Source organism: Bradyrhizobium sp. STM 3561, assembly GCF_045571455.1.
Classification (GTDB): domain Bacteria; phylum Pseudomonadota; class Alphaproteobacteria; order Rhizobiales; family Xanthobacteraceae; genus Bradyrhizobium; species Bradyrhizobium vignae.
The window spans coordinates 2,653,498-2,666,361 of record NZ_CP120695.1; the positions used below are offsets into that span (position 1 = coordinate 2,653,498).

General features: G+C 63.5%; 13 protein-coding genes. 6 read left to right on the forward strand and 7 right to left on the reverse strand.

The window, feature by feature from the left end:
* The first annotated feature begins 65 nt into the window (after window positions 1–65).
* Entirely contained in the window at window positions 66–827 is a 762-nt protein-coding gene (locus tag P6U28_RS12270; RefSeq protein WP_122403396.1) for an outer membrane protein, read from the forward strand.
* Between the two features lie 113 nt (window positions 828–940).
* Here P6U28_RS12270 and P6U28_RS12275 read toward each other — a convergent pair whose 3' ends face one another.
* From P6U28_RS12275 to parE, 4 genes are all read right to left on the reverse strand, one after another.
* Complete coding sequence (locus tag P6U28_RS12275; RefSeq protein WP_122403395.1) at window positions 941–1,711, reverse strand: SDR family NAD(P)-dependent oxidoreductase; 771 nt, start codon at window positions 1,709–1,711, stop codon at window positions 941–943.
* Between the two features lie 21 nt (window positions 1,712–1,732).
* On the reverse strand, window positions 1,733–1,918 hold the full coding sequence (locus P6U28_RS12280) for a hypothetical protein (RefSeq protein WP_122403394.1): 186 nt from the start codon (window positions 1,916–1,918) through the stop codon (window positions 1,733–1,735).
* Between the two features lie 203 nt (window positions 1,919–2,121).
* Window positions 2,122–2,898, reverse strand: coding sequence for an outer membrane protein (locus tag P6U28_RS12285; protein WP_122403393.1), 777 nt, complete (start codon window positions 2,896–2,898; stop codon window positions 2,122–2,124).
* Window positions 2,899–3,341: 443 nt separating this feature from the next.
* Window positions 3,342–5,384 carry a DNA topoisomerase IV subunit B gene (gene parE / locus P6U28_RS12290; protein ID WP_122403392.1) on the reverse strand — a complete coding sequence of 681 codons (2,043 nt, stop codon included), beginning with the start codon at window positions 5,382–5,384 and terminating at the stop codon, window positions 3,342–3,344.
* Window positions 5,385–5,653: 269 nt separating this feature from the next.
* Here parE and P6U28_RS12295 point away from each other — a divergent pair, with 269 nt between their 5' ends.
* The 3 genes from P6U28_RS12295 to argC all read left to right on the forward strand — a co-directional run bounded on the left by P6U28_RS12295 (window position 5,654) and on the right by argC (window position 8,070).
* Window positions 5,654–6,184 carry a DedA family protein gene (locus P6U28_RS12295; protein ID WP_122403391.1) on the forward strand — a complete coding sequence of 177 codons (531 nt, stop codon included), beginning with the start codon at window positions 5,654–5,656 and terminating at the stop codon, window positions 6,182–6,184.
* 225 nt (window positions 6,185–6,409) lie between these two features.
* Window positions 6,410–7,090 carry an FMN-binding negative transcriptional regulator gene (locus P6U28_RS12300; RefSeq protein WP_407122337.1) on the forward strand — a complete coding sequence of 227 codons (681 nt, stop codon included), beginning with the start codon at window positions 6,410–6,412 and terminating at the stop codon, window positions 7,088–7,090.
* Window positions 7,087–8,070 (forward strand): N-acetyl-gamma-glutamyl-phosphate reductase, encoded by a 984-nt coding sequence (gene argC / locus P6U28_RS12305; RefSeq protein ID WP_122403389.1) that lies wholly within the window; start codon window positions 7,087–7,089, stop codon window positions 8,068–8,070. The genes P6U28_RS12300 and argC overlap by 4 nt, the downstream gene beginning before the upstream one ends.
* An 88-nt stretch (window positions 8,071–8,158) precedes the next feature.
* On the opposite strand, the gene P6U28_RS12310 is transcribed toward argC, so the two are convergent.
* The 3 genes from P6U28_RS12310 to P6U28_RS12320 form a co-directional block, all read right to left on the reverse strand.
* Complete coding sequence (locus tag P6U28_RS12310) at window positions 8,159–8,509, reverse strand: hypothetical protein (protein WP_164936800.1); 351 nt, start codon at window positions 8,507–8,509, stop codon at window positions 8,159–8,161.
* A 78-nt stretch (window positions 8,510–8,587) separates the two neighbouring features.
* Window positions 8,588–8,986 (reverse strand): MAPEG family protein, encoded by a 399-nt coding sequence (locus P6U28_RS12315; RefSeq protein WP_122403387.1) that lies wholly within the window; start codon window positions 8,984–8,986, stop codon window positions 8,588–8,590.
* A 64-nt stretch (window positions 8,987–9,050) separates the two neighbouring features.
* Complete coding sequence (locus P6U28_RS12320; protein ID WP_162500291.1) at window positions 9,051–10,859, reverse strand: alpha/beta hydrolase; 1,809 nt, start codon at window positions 10,857–10,859, stop codon at window positions 9,051–9,053.
* Between the two features lie 254 nt (window positions 10,860–11,113).
* Here P6U28_RS12320 and P6U28_RS12325 point away from each other — a divergent pair, with 254 nt between their 5' ends.
* Both P6U28_RS12325 and P6U28_RS12330 read left to right on the forward strand, forming a co-directional pair.
* Entirely contained in the window at window positions 11,114–11,389 is a 276-nt protein-coding gene (locus tag P6U28_RS12325; RefSeq protein ID WP_122403385.1) for a hypothetical protein, read from the forward strand.
* A gap of 227 nt (window positions 11,390–11,616) precedes the next feature.
* Entirely contained in the window at window positions 11,617–12,837 is a 1,221-nt protein-coding gene (locus P6U28_RS12330) for an LL-diaminopimelate aminotransferase (RefSeq protein ID WP_122403384.1), read from the forward strand.
* Window positions 12,838–12,864: the final 27 nt, after the last annotated feature.

Consider the following 12,864-nt stretch of genomic DNA (forward strand, 5'->3'; position numbering starts at 1 on the left):
TGTTGATTTCAATTTTAGTAAGAGCCGTCGGTGACCGTGCGGCCATCAAAGACACGGGGTGTACCATGCGTAACAAATTGATTGCCGCCTTCGCCTGTACGACAGCTCTGATTTCGACCGGCGCTGCTTCGGCGGCCGATCTCGCTGCACGCTACACGAAGGCGCCCGCCTATGTCGAGCCGCTGTTCAACTGGACCGGTTTCTATGTCGGCGGCCACATCGGTGGCGCATGGACAAACGAGCAGTTCATCAACAACGGGACCGGCGCGGCGTTCGGCGATTTGCTTCCCGGAGAGGGCTATCGTCAGCGCAATTCGGGCGTCATGGGCGGCGCGCAGATCGGCTACAACTGGCAGGCCAACAACTACGTGTTCGGTGTGGAAGGCACGATCTCCGGCCTCGACAACAAGGGTACGGTCGTGAACACCGCGTTCGCACCGGCGAACGATGTGTTCTCCTGGCGTGCCAATGTGCTGGCGACGGTCGTCGGCCGCGCCGGCTTTGCCGTGCAGAACAACCTGTTCTACATCAAGGGCGGCTATGCGGGGGTCAACAACCGGCTCTCGGTCACCGACCCGGTTGTGACGGGTACGGGCGGACAAACTCACTGGGCCAATGGCTGGACCGTCGGCGCTGGCTGGGAATACGGCATCACCCGCAACTGGATCGTCGGCCTCGAATACAATTACGCGGCCTTCGGCAGCCAGACCTATCAGCTCGGCGGCACGGCGGGCAATTACACCTTCGATGCCAAGCCGCGTGACATCCAGTGGGCCGTCGTGCGCGCGAGCTACAAGTTCGACGCGCCGACCATCGCCCGCTACTGAGCACGTCGACGCAACGCGACCAACGATCAAAAAAGAGCACTGCCAAAATTCAAAAGCCTCGGCTTCGACCGGGGCTTCCTTTTTGTGCGCAATGTTGTGGTGCAGGCCCGGACTCAGGCCATCACCGAGAAGCCGCCGTCGACCGGGATCGCGGTGCCCGTGACGAAGTTCGACGCGGGCGAGGCGAGGAACACGGCGATGCCGGCGAAGTCGTCGATGTCACCCCAGCGTCCCGCGGGCGTGCGCGCCAGCACGCGCTCGTGCAGCCCCGAGACCTGCTGCCGCGCGCCGCGGGTGAGATCGGTGTCGATCCAGCCTGGCAGGATGGCGTTGACCTGGATGTTGTCGGGCGCCCAGGCATTGGCGCAGGCGCGGGTGTACTGCACGATGCCGCCCTTGCTCGCCGCATAGGCTGTCGCGAAACTCGCGCCGAAGATCGACATCATTGAGCCGATATTGATCACCTTGCCGTTGCCGGATGCCTTCAGCGCCGGATAGGCCAGCTTCGAGCACACGAAGGCGCTGGTGAGGTTGGTGTCGATCACCTTGTTCCATTCGTCGAGCTCGAGTTCGTGCGGCGGCTTGCGGATGCTCATGCCGGCATTATTCACGAGGACGTCGATGCGGCCGAGCTCCTTCACCACGCGGTCGATCATGGCCGCGACGGCCGCCTTGTCGGTGACGTCAGTCGCGACGGCAATCGCCTTCACCCCGCGCTGCCTGAGATCGGCGACCGCTTCCGCGGACTTGGTCTCGTTGCGTCCGATCACGGCGATGTCGGCGCCGGCATCGGCAAGGCCGCGCGCCATGCCGAGCCCGATGCCGCCATTGCCTCCCGTGACGATCGCGACCTTGCCGCGGAGATCGAACCGGCTGGATGTCATGCTTGTATTCCCTTGTTTCTTCTATTGGTTGCTCTGCCAGATCAGCACCAGCCCGAATCCGGCCATGGCTGCGCCATAGCCGGCCCATTGCAGCTGGTTGACCATGAAGCTCGACCGCGGCCACGGGACGGTGCCCGTGCCCTGTCCGATCCAGAGCAGGCCGACGGCGGTCGCAAACAGGCCTGCGACAAGCAGTAATCTGCGCATGCATTCCTCCCGTTGGTCTGGTTCTGTCGCGGTCTGCGGCATCAACGATCGCCGCGGCCACGAAAACTTCGACTCAGACTAGCCGTGGCTTCGGTCCGGATACAATGGCTGGGTGCAGATCGTCGGGAGCACGCCTATGCGCTCCCTGCAACGAAAAAGCCCCGGACGATGCCGGGGCTTTGACGTCTGAACGGGAGGTCAGATCAGTACTTCGCGACGACCGGACCGGTCCAGTTGAAGCGGTAGACCAGCGAGGTGCTGATGGTCTGCACCAGGGGCTTGAAGCTGATGGAGTCGGTCGTCGCGACGTTGCCAACGTCGGTGCGGACGGCAATGTCCTTACGATCGTAGTAGGCAGCACGATATTCGGTCTTCATGAACCAGCCCGGCGCCGTGATGCCGAAGATGTTCAGATTGTTCTCGACGCCACCGCCGACGAACCAGCCATTGCGGTTGAACGAGTCGGTGTGGAAGCCCGAAGCCGTCCCGGCGAGATTCGTCAAGCCAGCGCCCGACCAGTGCGATCCACTGTAACCGCCATTGACGTACGAGAGAACATTCGGAGCAACCAGATAGCCGACGCGAACACCCGCAGCCCATGCGTCCTGCATCTTGATGCGGCCGGTCAGCGCAGCAAACTCATCGTTGATGCTGCCGCGCAGGCTGCCGAACTGACCATCGGCGAACACACCAGCCACCCAGGTGCCGGAGAACTGCCAGTCGTAGCCGGCACCGACCGTTCCAAACCAGCCATCGCCGCCAACACGCTGATCGATCGTCACGGGAACTCCAACGAAGTTGGTGTGGGAGTCCGCATCCCAGACGCCGCCGCCGGCGCCGCCGAAGATGTAGAAGCCGGTCCAGCTGGCGACGGGCGCCGCGACCGGAGCCTTCGTGTAGGGACGAGCCGCAAGGTCGGCCGCCGAGGCCGAACCGGTCATCGCCGCGACCGCGGTCAGAGCGAGCAAAGTCTTCTTCATGTCAAAATCCCCAACCTTAGGTCTGTAGGCGCGAGCGCACCGAAGTTCGTATCATCTGATACCCGGACTATAGACGGTTCTCGCCGAAATGCTGTTGCCGGGCAGGCACAGTCGCCGGAAAACGCCGGTGCGTGGGTATTCGGAGCGCCATCGCGCAAATCAAAATTAATTCGATATTTCAACGCGTTGGGGAATTTGAGAATTTTGATTTCGGGTAACGTCTCGTTAGCAAATTCGGCTTTGTCCGAAATGGAGGCAATCCTGCCTCGCGCTTGGCGCCGGTGAGTCGATGGCTGAGTCGCCGTGCGGCGATTGCGGGACGCGACGAAAACATCGACGGATCGTCCGGCCGGATCGCCGGAAAATGCGGTCACCCCCTCAAACAAAACGGCCCCGGCTTTAGGCCGGGGCTGTCTCGGAAGGCGGCCGGCCTGGTTACGGCCTCACACGTCCAGCAGCTCTTCGCTGGCAAATTCGGCCTTGTCCGAGATGAATGCGAAGCGCGCCTCGGCCTTGGTGCCCATCAGGCGCTCCACCGAATCGGCCGTGGTATCGCGATCGTCGGCGAGCAGCACCACCTTGAGCAGCGTCCGCTTGGTCGGATCCATGGTGGTCTCCTTGAGCTGCGCCGGCATCATCTCGCCGAGGCCTTTGAAGCGGTTCACCTCGACCTTGGCGTTGGCGCTGAACGCGCTCTTGAGCAGCGCCTCCTTGTGGGCGTCGTCGCGGGCGTAGACCGACTTCGAGCCGTGGGTCAGCTTGTAGAGCGGTGGCACCGCGAGGAAGAGGTGGCCCTCGTCGATCAGCCGCGGCATCTGCCGGTAGAAGAAGGTGATCAGCAGCGAGGCGATATGGGCGCCGTCGACGTCGGCGTCGGTCATGATGATGATGCGCTGATAGCGCAGATCCTCTTCGCGATAATGCGCGAGCGTGCCGCAGCCGATCGCCTGCACGAGATCGGAAAGCTGCGCGTTCGCCGTCAGCTTGTCCTTGCCGGCGGAGGCGACGTTGAGGATCTTGCCGCGCAGCGGCAGCACGGCCTGGGTCTTGCGGTCGCGCGCCTGCTTGGCGCTGCCGCCGGCCGAGTCGCCCTCGACGATGAAGAGCTCGGAGCCTTCGGTGCCGGCGTCGGTGCAGTCGGCGAGTTTGCCGGGCAGGCGCAGCTTCTTGCCCGCGGTTTTCCGCGCGGTCTCTTTCTCCTGGCGGCGGCGCAGCCGCTCCTCGGCGCGGTCGATCACGAAGTCGAGCAGCCGGTTGGCCATGTTCGGATTGCCCGACAGCCAATGGTCGAACGGATCCTTCATCGCCTGCTCTACGATGCGCTGCGCTTCGGCGGTGGCGAGGCGGTCCTTGGTTTGGCCCTGGAATTCAGGCTCGCGCACGAACACCGAGAGCATCACGGCCGCGCCGACCATCACGTCTTCCGAAGTGACGGAGGCCGCGCGCTTGCCCTGGCCGACGCGCTCGGCGTGATCCTTCAGGCCGCGCAAAAGTGCGCTGCGCAGGCCGGACTCGTGCGTGCCGCCATCGGGCGTCGGCACGGTGTTGGTGTAGGAAGACAGGAAACCGTCGGCATCCGCCGTCCAGGCCACCGCCCATTCGCAGGCGCCATGCGCGCCGTTGCGGCCCGACTTGCCGGAGAAGATGTCGGGATGCACCAACGTGTCGGCGTGGATTGCGGCCGCCAGGTAATCCTTGAGGCCGCCGGGGAAGTGGAACGTCGCCTCGGCCGGCACGTCCTCGATGCCCTTGAGCAGCTCGGGCGCGCAATTCCAGCGGATCTCGACGCCGCCGAACAGATAAGCCTTCGAGCGCGTCATCTTGAACAGGCGCTGCGGCTTGAACGCCGCTTTGGCACCGAAGATGTCGGTATCCGGCTTGAAGCGCACGCGCGTGCCGCGGCGGTTGCTGACCTTGCCGAGGTCCTCGAGCTTGCCCTTCGGGTGACCGCGCTCGAACGTCATGCGGTAGAGTTTCTGGCTGCGCGCGACCTCGACCTCGAGACGCGAGGAGAGGGCGTTCACCACCGAGATGCCGACGCCGTGCAGACCGCCCGAGGTTTCATAAACCTTGCTGTCGAACTTGCCGCCCGAATGCAGGGTGCACATGATGACTTCGAGCGCCGACTTCTTCGGGAATTTCGGGTGCGGATCGATCGGGATGCCGCGGCCATTGTCGGTGACGGTCAGGAACCCGTCAGCGCTGAGGTCGACCTCGATGAAGGTCGCGTGCCCGGCCAGCGCCTCGTCCATCGAGTTGTCGATGACTTCTGCGAACAGGTGATGCAGCGCCTTCTCGTCGGTGCCGCCGATATACATGCCGGGCCGGCGCCGCACCGGTTCCAGGCCTTCGAGCACCTCGATGTCGGCCGCCGTGTAATCGGCTTCCCCGCCGCTTCCGCGTGACGCCGCCTTGGCGGCACGGGGTTTCGGCTCGTCACCGCCGAAAAAGTCGTCTTTTGCTTTGGGTTTCAATTGCTTGGACATATATCTTGATGCGTTTTGAGGGCCGCGGAAGCGGCGAATCGGTTAGGCCGACTATGCCACTTCTCACTCGGAAAGGTTACCGCGGGCCGGGCGGTGTGGGTTGGGAGCCAATCCCGGCGATTTTACGCCGCAGCCCCACCAGTTCCCGCCAATTTGACGTTCCCACCCGAGCATGTCGGGATTTTGTGACTTGATGTCACACAAGTCCTTGGCTTACCAGTCCTTTTCATCGAGCAGCACCTTGAGACGGGGCGGGAAGGCTATTTTTGATGGAGCAGTTTGCGCACGGCCTGGCTGACCTCGTGCGTGTTCACCAGGCTTGGGCGGCGCCAATCGTGTTCCTGCTCGCCTTCGGGGAGTCGCTTGCGTTCATCTCGCTCTTGATCCCGGCCTGGGGCGCGCTGGTGGCCATCGGAGCGCTGATCGGGGTGAGCGGCATCAACTTCTATCCGGTCTGGATCGCCGGTGGCCTCGGGGCGGCGCTGGGCGACTGGGTCTCGTACTGGTTCGGCTACCGCTACAAGGAGCACGTCGCCCAGATGTGGCCGCTCTCGCGCTACCCGGAGCTGCTGCCCAGGGGCGAGGCCTTTGTCCGGAGCTGGGGGATACCCAGCATCTTCATCGGGCGCTTCTTTGGGCCCTTGCGCGCCTCGGTGCCGCTCGCGGCCGGCATCTTCGAGATGCCCTATTGGAGCTTCCAGGCCGCCAATTTCGTCTCGGCCCTGATCTGGTCGGCCGTGCTCCTGCTGTTCGGCGACGTGCTCGCCAAGATCATGGAATGGATCTGGCGCGTCATCTGACGCCAGAACCTTGACGGGAACCGCAACTGGCCTTATAGCCGCGCGCCATGATCAACGCCGCGACCATCCTGTTCGCTCGTCGCCGCCGCCGCAGCTTAGCGGTTTGGGCGGTCGATCGCGTTTGAGATCATCGTCTTTGCCGCTGGACCCGATCCGCGGCATTCTCTCCTGTCAGCGCGATCTGATCCGGCGGCTTCCCCCGAGGAGGCCCAGCAGGAGACCACGATGTACACGCCACCCCATTTCAAGCACGACCGCGCCGCGAGCCTGAAATTCGCCGAAGAGCGCGGCTTCGGGACCATGTGCGCCTTTGACGGCCACAAGCCCGTTGCCTCGCCATTGCCGTTCTACCTGACCTATGCCGCGGACGGCACGCCGCAGGCCGCCTTTCATCTCGCCCGTCACAATCCGCTGCTAAAGCTTGCGGGGGGTGACGTGTCCTGGCTGCTCGCGGTCAACGGTCCCGATGCCTATGTATCGCCGGACTGGTACGTCTCGCCGGATCAGGTCCCGACCTGGCTCTACCAGTCGGTGCATCTGACCGGGCCGGTGCGGCTGTTGTCGGACGATGAGCTGTCGGTGCAGCTCGACACGCTCAGCGCCAAGTTCGAGAGCCGGCTCTTGCCGAAAAAGCCGTGGACGTCAGGCAAGATGACAGCGGGCCGGCTCGAGACGATGAAGAAGGCGATCGTTGGGCTGGTCATGACGGTTGAGGAGGTCGAAGGCAGCTTCAAGCTGAACCAGCACAAATCCGACGCCGACTATGTGGCGATCGCCAATGCGCTTAGCGCCGGCGATGCCGACGCCAAGCAGATCTCACATTTGATGCGGCAAGCCAGGCCGCAAGCCTTCGCAGAACAAGTTTTCGCAGACGATACGAACATGCTCGAAAGGAGCGCACCATGAGCCTCGCTGACACCACCAAAGCCCCGATCGCCAGCGCGGCCAAAAAGCCCGCCACCGTCTTCGTCGACGGCGGCTCCGGCACCACCGGGCTCGGCATCAACGAGCGGCTGAAGCTCCAGAGCGACGTCGCGGTGAAGACCATAGCCGATGACAAGCGCAAGGACCCCGCGGCCAAGAAGGCGCTGATGGAAGAGGTGGACCTCGTCATCCTCTGTCTGCCTGACGACGCCGCCAGGGAGACGGTCGCGCTCGTCGACAGCATGGGAACTTCTGCGCCGAAAGTGCTGGACGCTTCCACCGCCTATAGGGTCGCGCCCGACTGGGCCTATGGCTTTCCCGAGCTGACGCCAGACCAGGCCGGCAAGATCAGGGCGGCGAAAAAGGTCTCCAATCCCGGCTGCTATCCGACCGGCGCGATTGCGCTGCTGCGGCCGATCGTCGATGCCGGCCTGCTGCCGCAGGACTATCCCGTCACCGTCAACGCGGTGAGCGGCTATTCCGGCGGCGGCAAGTCGATGATCGCGAGCTTTCAGGATGGCAGCGCGCCGTCATTCGAGCTCTATGGCCTCGGCTTCGAGCACAAGCATCTGCCGGAGATGCAGCTCTATTCCAACCTGACGCGGCGGCCGATCTTCATTCCCTCGGTCGGCAACTACCGGCAGGGCATGCTGGTCTCGGTGCCGCTCCAGCTCGACACGCTGCCGGGCAAGCCTGCCGGCGCCGACCTGCAAGCGGCGATGGCAAAGCGTTACGCCGGCTCGAAATACGTCAAGGTGATGCCGCTGCAGAACGAGGCGACCAAGGGCGGCCGGCTCGAGCCGGAGGCGCTCAACGAGACCAACATGCTCGAGCTCTACGTCTTCGCCAGCGACAAGTATCATCAGGCATTGCTGGTCGCCCGGCTCGACAATCTCGGCAAGGGTGCATCCGGCGCGGCCGTGCAGAACATGCGCCTGATGCTGGGCCTGCCGGAGGAGTAAGGCACGCTCTCGTGCCATGGACGCAGCGCGGCGCCGCTTCGGCGGCGCGCTGCAAAGGCGGCGAGCGACTTGGCTCGCGCGCCGTTCCTTACTGGAGAACGACGTCGGCCGGGAATGGCCGGACAGGCCGGCCGGCACACACATTGTTGCGGGCGGTCACGCTGTCGAGATGGTATTTCTCGAGGTCGCTCAGCAAGCGATTGGAAATATCGCACACGTCCTGGTGGTTGCGCGCGTAGTCGACCGCGGCGGCCCAGGCGAGGGACGCGCGAACATAGGCATCGCAGCGGCTCGACATCAACGCGCGCGTCATCGGCTTTGTGGCCTCGACGGCCTCGCTGCGCAGGCGCGTCAGTTCAGGGCATTGCGCCTGCGCGCCGGCCTGGCTGCAAGCTCCGGCGAGCGCGATCATTGCGACGGCTGAAAGACAGGTCCGCATCAGGCATCCTCGCATCGGTTGCCTCGGCTCGCATGACAATATCGTAGATTGCAGGGGCCTGCAGCTCCTTTCGGATGCTCACACCACCCCGAAGATCGCCAGCGCCAGCACGGCCTGGGCGAGGAAGCCGACGGTGAAGGCCAGCGTGCGGAACACCGGGATTCCCATCGCATAGACGATGGTATGTGCGACGCGCGACCAGAAATAAACGGCGCAGGCGAGCACGGTCCATTTCGTGGAATAGTCGATTGCGTTCAGGATCAGCACCAGCGGCGCGAAGATCACGAGGTTCTCGACCGCATTGTCATGCGCGAACATCAGCCGGTTCGCCCACTCCGCCTGCGGCTTGTCGCCCCGCGAGGGGTTGGCCATGGCACCGCTCAACCCGCGCACCTGGCATCGGTTGATGATGTAGGGAATCCAGAGAACCCCCGTCAGGATCACCGTCAGTGTCAGCCAGAACAATTCGCGTGTCATAGTGCCGATCCCCTGTGTCGTCGCTGGATTGAGACGAGTCTATACGAAAGCACGCGAGATTCCGCTATGCGCGAACTCTGACATAGCTGCCGGGTGCGTCCTCGATCGGTGGGAATGCGTCGCTGCCGACCGCGCGCGCCGGGACTTCTTCGGGATCGAGTCGGCCCAGCCACTCCCGCCAGTCCGGCCACCACGAGCCCTTGTGCTCCACGGCGCCCTTCATCCACTGCGCGACGTTGACGTCCTTGATGTTGTCGTTGGTCCAGTACTGGTACTTGTTCGAGGCCGGCGGATTGACCACGCCCGCGATGTGACCCGAGCCCGACAACACGTACTTCACCGGACCGCCGAAAAACTGCGAGCCGTACAGCACCGATTCAGCGGGGGCGATGTGATCCTCCCGGGTGGCGAGATTGTAGACGGGCACCTTGACCTTGGAGAGATCGAGCAGGGTGTTGTCGAGCACCATCGTGCCGGTCGACAGCCGGTTCTCCAGATAGCAGTTGCGCAAATAATAGGAATGGTTCGCCTGGGTCATGCGCGTCGCATCGGAATTCCAGTGCAACAGGTCGAACGCGCTCGGCTGCTGGCCCTTCAAATAGTTGCTGACGACATAGGACCAGATCAGATCGTTGGAGCGCAGCATGTTGAAGGCCATCGCCATCTTCGAGCCTTCGAGCACGCCGGCCGTCTTCATGTCCTGCTCGAGCGCTGCGATCTGCTCCTCGTCGACGAACACGAGGAGATCGCCGGCATGGGTGAAGTCGACCTGGGCGGCGAAGAACGTCGCGGACGACACGCGCTGACGGCGCTTCTCGGCGAGCCAGGCCAGCGTGGTCGCGAGCATGGTGCCGCCGACGCAATAGCCGGCGGTATGCACCTTCATCTCGCCGGTGACCTTCTCGATCACGTCCATCGCCGTGAGCAGGCCTTCCTTCATGTAGTCTTCCCAGCCCTTGTTGCCGAGCCGCTTGTCGGGATTGACCCATGAGATCACGAACACGGTGATGCCCTGGTCGACGCACCACTTGATGTAGGATTTCTCCGGTTTGAGATCGAGGATGTAGAACTTGTTGATCCAGGGCGGCACGATCAGGAGCGGTGTGCGCAGCACCTTCTCCGTCGTCGGCGTGTACTGGATCAGTTGCATCATCTCGTTCTGGTAGATCACCTTGCCCGGGGTCGTCGCCATGTTGACGCCGACGACGAGATTGTCCGGATTGGACTGGCGGATCTTCAGCATGCCCTTGCCGGCCGCGATGTCCTCGGCCAGCATCTTGAGGCCGCGCGCGAGGTTCTCGCCGCTGGATGCCACCGTCTCGCGCAGCACCTCGGGATTGGTCAGCACGAAGTTCGATGGCGAGAGCGCATTGGTGACCTGCTGGACATAGAACTCGGCCTTGCGGCGGGTGTGCGGATCTAGCCCTTCAGCATCGCGCACCAGCTCCTGCGCCCATTTGGTCGTGAGCAGATAGAGCTGCATGACGAAATCGAAGAACTGGTTCGATTTCCATTCCGGATCGGCAAAGCGCTTGTCGCGCGGCGAGGGTGCGATCGCGGGGTCGGCGTCCTGACCGGCCATACGTCGCACCGCCGAGCCCCAGAGGTCGAGATAGTCCTTCGCGAGCTTGGTCCGCAGATCGGAGGAGCGGGACGTATCCGACAGCCAATATTCGGCGACCGACGTGAAGGTCTTGACCACCTCGGCAAGCTCGGCTGGCGGGCGATCCTGCACCTCGCCGCTCTCGCGCGGCTTGAGGTAAGCGGCGAGCGCCTTGCCGCCGCTCTCCATCGCCCGCGCGACATTCATCGCGAAGGCTTCCGCATCGAACTTCGTCTCGGGTTTCGGCGTGTCGGTCGTGGCCATACTCATGAGCAGAACAGTAACGATTCATTCCGTATTCGTCACCGCGAAGCTCGCATGTTTGACGTTAAACACTCTCGAAGATGTGTTGCACTGCGACAAATCTTCTTGGTTCCGTCACAATCAAGCCGCACCGCTCGGCTTGGTAGCGCCGGGCTATTTTCTCGCTCACGCCATTTGGGCAGCAATGGTTTGAGCTTGGGTTCGGTCTTGGGGTAAGGTTGCCCGGGGCCGTGCTTTGGGACGAGTAGGGGATTTCCCAAGTGTTGGCGTTATGGGACCTGCAAAAGACGCTGTCGATCCGCGGCGCGCTGTTGATCGGGGCGCTCGCGCTGGGCGGGTGTTCGAGCCAGCTCGCGGATCTGACGCCCACCGATGCGCAGCCGCATGCCAGGGAGTCCGGCACCTATCTGCCGGTGCATGATCTGCCGCCGGATCGCGACCAGGCGATCATCCCGCCGGAGCAGCGCGCCAAGATCGAGGCCGAGCTCGCCGCCGCACGCGATCGCCAGGCTGTGGCCGCCAAGGACGCCAAATAGGCCCGTGACGGGAGACGGGCAACGTAATCGCTGGCGCCTCCGCTTTGCCGTGCTAAAAGACCTCGGTTCAGCCAAGAGTCAGGGCGAACGACTTCAGTCTTCGTCGTCGACGATTGCTCTAAGTATTTGATTTTGAGTGATTTTCGCGATGATCCTGAACGCCTTTTGGAATGGCCCTCGTGGCCTGTCGATTCTGTCCTGACCGGTTGCCCGGAGCCCAGAGAGCCATGGAAGAATTTTACCGCATTCGCCGCCTTCCGCCTTACGTGTTCGAGCAGGTCAACCGGGCCAAGGCGGCTGCGCGGAATGCCGGCGCCGACATCATCGACCTCGGCATGGGCAATCCGGACCTGCCTGCTCCGCCTCATGTGCTGGAGAAGCTGAAGGAGACCCTCGGCAAGCCGCGCACCGACCGCTACTCGGCCTCGCGCGGCATCCCCGGACTGCGCAGGGCCCAGGCCGCCTACTACGCCCGCCGCTTCGGTGTGAAGCTGAACCCCGACACCCAGGTGGTGGCGACGCTCGGCTCGAAGGAGGGTTTTGCCAACGTGGCGCAGGCGATCACCGCGCCCGGCGATGTCATCCTCTGTCCGAACCCGAGTTACCCGATTCATGCGTTCGGCTTTTTGATGGCGGGCGGCGTGATCCGCTCGGTGCCATCGGAGCCGACGCCGCAATTCTTCGAGGCGGCGGAGCGGGCGATCATCCACTCGATCCCGAAGCCGCTGGCGCTCGTTGTCTGCTATCCCTCGAACCCGACCGCCTATGTCGCGAGCCTCGACTTCTACAAGGACCTCGTCGCCTTCGCGAAGAAGCACGAGATTCTGATCCTGTCCGATCTCGCTTATGCCGAAGTCTATTTCGACGAGAACAACCCGCCGCCCTCGGTGCTGCAGGTGCCGGGCGCGATGGACTGCACCGTCGAGTTCACCTCGATGTCGAAGACCTATTCGATGGCCGGCTGGCGCATGGGCTTTGCCGTCGGCAATGAGCGCGTGATCGCGGCGCTCGCCCGCGTCAAATCCTACCTCGACTACGGCGCGTTCACGCCGGTCCAGGTCGCGGCGACGGCTGCGCTGAACGGCCCGGACGATTGCATCAAGGAAATGCGCGACACTTACCGCAAGCGCCGCGACGCGCTGGTGGAATCGTTCGGCCGCGCCGGCTGGGAGATTCCGCCGCCGGAGGCCTCGATGTTCGCCTGGGTGCCGCTGCCGGAAGCGTTCCGCAGCATCGGCAGCATGCAGTTCGCGACCCTGATGGTGGAGAAGTCCGGCGTTGCGGTCTCGCCCGGCGTCGGCTTCGGCGAGCATGGTGAAGGATATGTCCGCATCGCCATGGTGGAAAACGAGCAACGGATCAGGCAGGCCGCGCGCGGCGTGCGCCGCTTCCTTGAAAGCGGCATCGAAACGTTGCACAACGTCGTTCCGCTCGCCAATCGGCGTTGAGTTCTCTTCGGCAGGTTTTCTAAGACA

What these genes read in the sequence shown, in the direction of transcription:
- P6U28_RS12270 (WP_122403396.1), top strand. Translation starts at nt 66, where the DNA reads ATGCGTAACAAATTGATTGCCGCCTTCGCCTGTACGACAGCTCTGATT.
- P6U28_RS12275 (WP_122403395.1), bottom strand. Translation starts at nt 1,711, where the DNA reads ATGACATCCAGCCGGTTCGATCTCCGCGGCAAGGTCGCGATCGTCACG.
- P6U28_RS12280 (WP_122403394.1), bottom strand. Translation starts at nt 1,918, where the DNA reads ATGCGCAGATTACTGCTTGTCGCAGGCCTGTTTGCGACCGCCGTCGGC.
- P6U28_RS12285 (WP_122403393.1), bottom strand. Translation starts at nt 2,898, where the DNA reads ATGAAGAAGACTTTGCTCGCTCTGACCGCGGTCGCGGCGATGACCGGT.
- parE (WP_122403392.1), bottom strand. Translation starts at nt 5,384, where the DNA reads ATGTCCAAGCAATTGAAACCCAAAGCAAAAGACGACTTTTTCGGCGGT.
- P6U28_RS12295 (WP_122403391.1), top strand. Translation starts at nt 5,654, where the DNA reads ATGGAGCAGTTTGCGCACGGCCTGGCTGACCTCGTGCGTGTTCACCAG.
- P6U28_RS12300 (WP_407122337.1), top strand. Translation starts at nt 6,410, where the DNA reads ATGTACACGCCACCCCATTTCAAGCACGACCGCGCCGCGAGCCTGAAA.
- argC (WP_122403389.1), top strand. Translation starts at nt 7,087, where the DNA reads ATGAGCCTCGCTGACACCACCAAAGCCCCGATCGCCAGCGCGGCCAAA.
- P6U28_RS12310 (WP_164936800.1), bottom strand. Translation starts at nt 8,509, where the DNA reads ATGCGGACCTGTCTTTCAGCCGTCGCAATGATCGCGCTCGCCGGAGCT.
- P6U28_RS12315 (WP_122403387.1), bottom strand. Translation starts at nt 8,986, where the DNA reads ATGACACGCGAATTGTTCTGGCTGACACTGACGGTGATCCTGACGGGG.
- P6U28_RS12320 (WP_162500291.1), bottom strand. Translation starts at nt 10,859, where the DNA reads ATGAGTATGGCCACGACCGACACGCCGAAACCCGAGACGAAGTTCGAT.
- P6U28_RS12330 (WP_122403384.1), top strand. Translation starts at nt 11,617, where the DNA reads ATGGAAGAATTTTACCGCATTCGCCGCCTTCCGCCTTACGTGTTCGAG.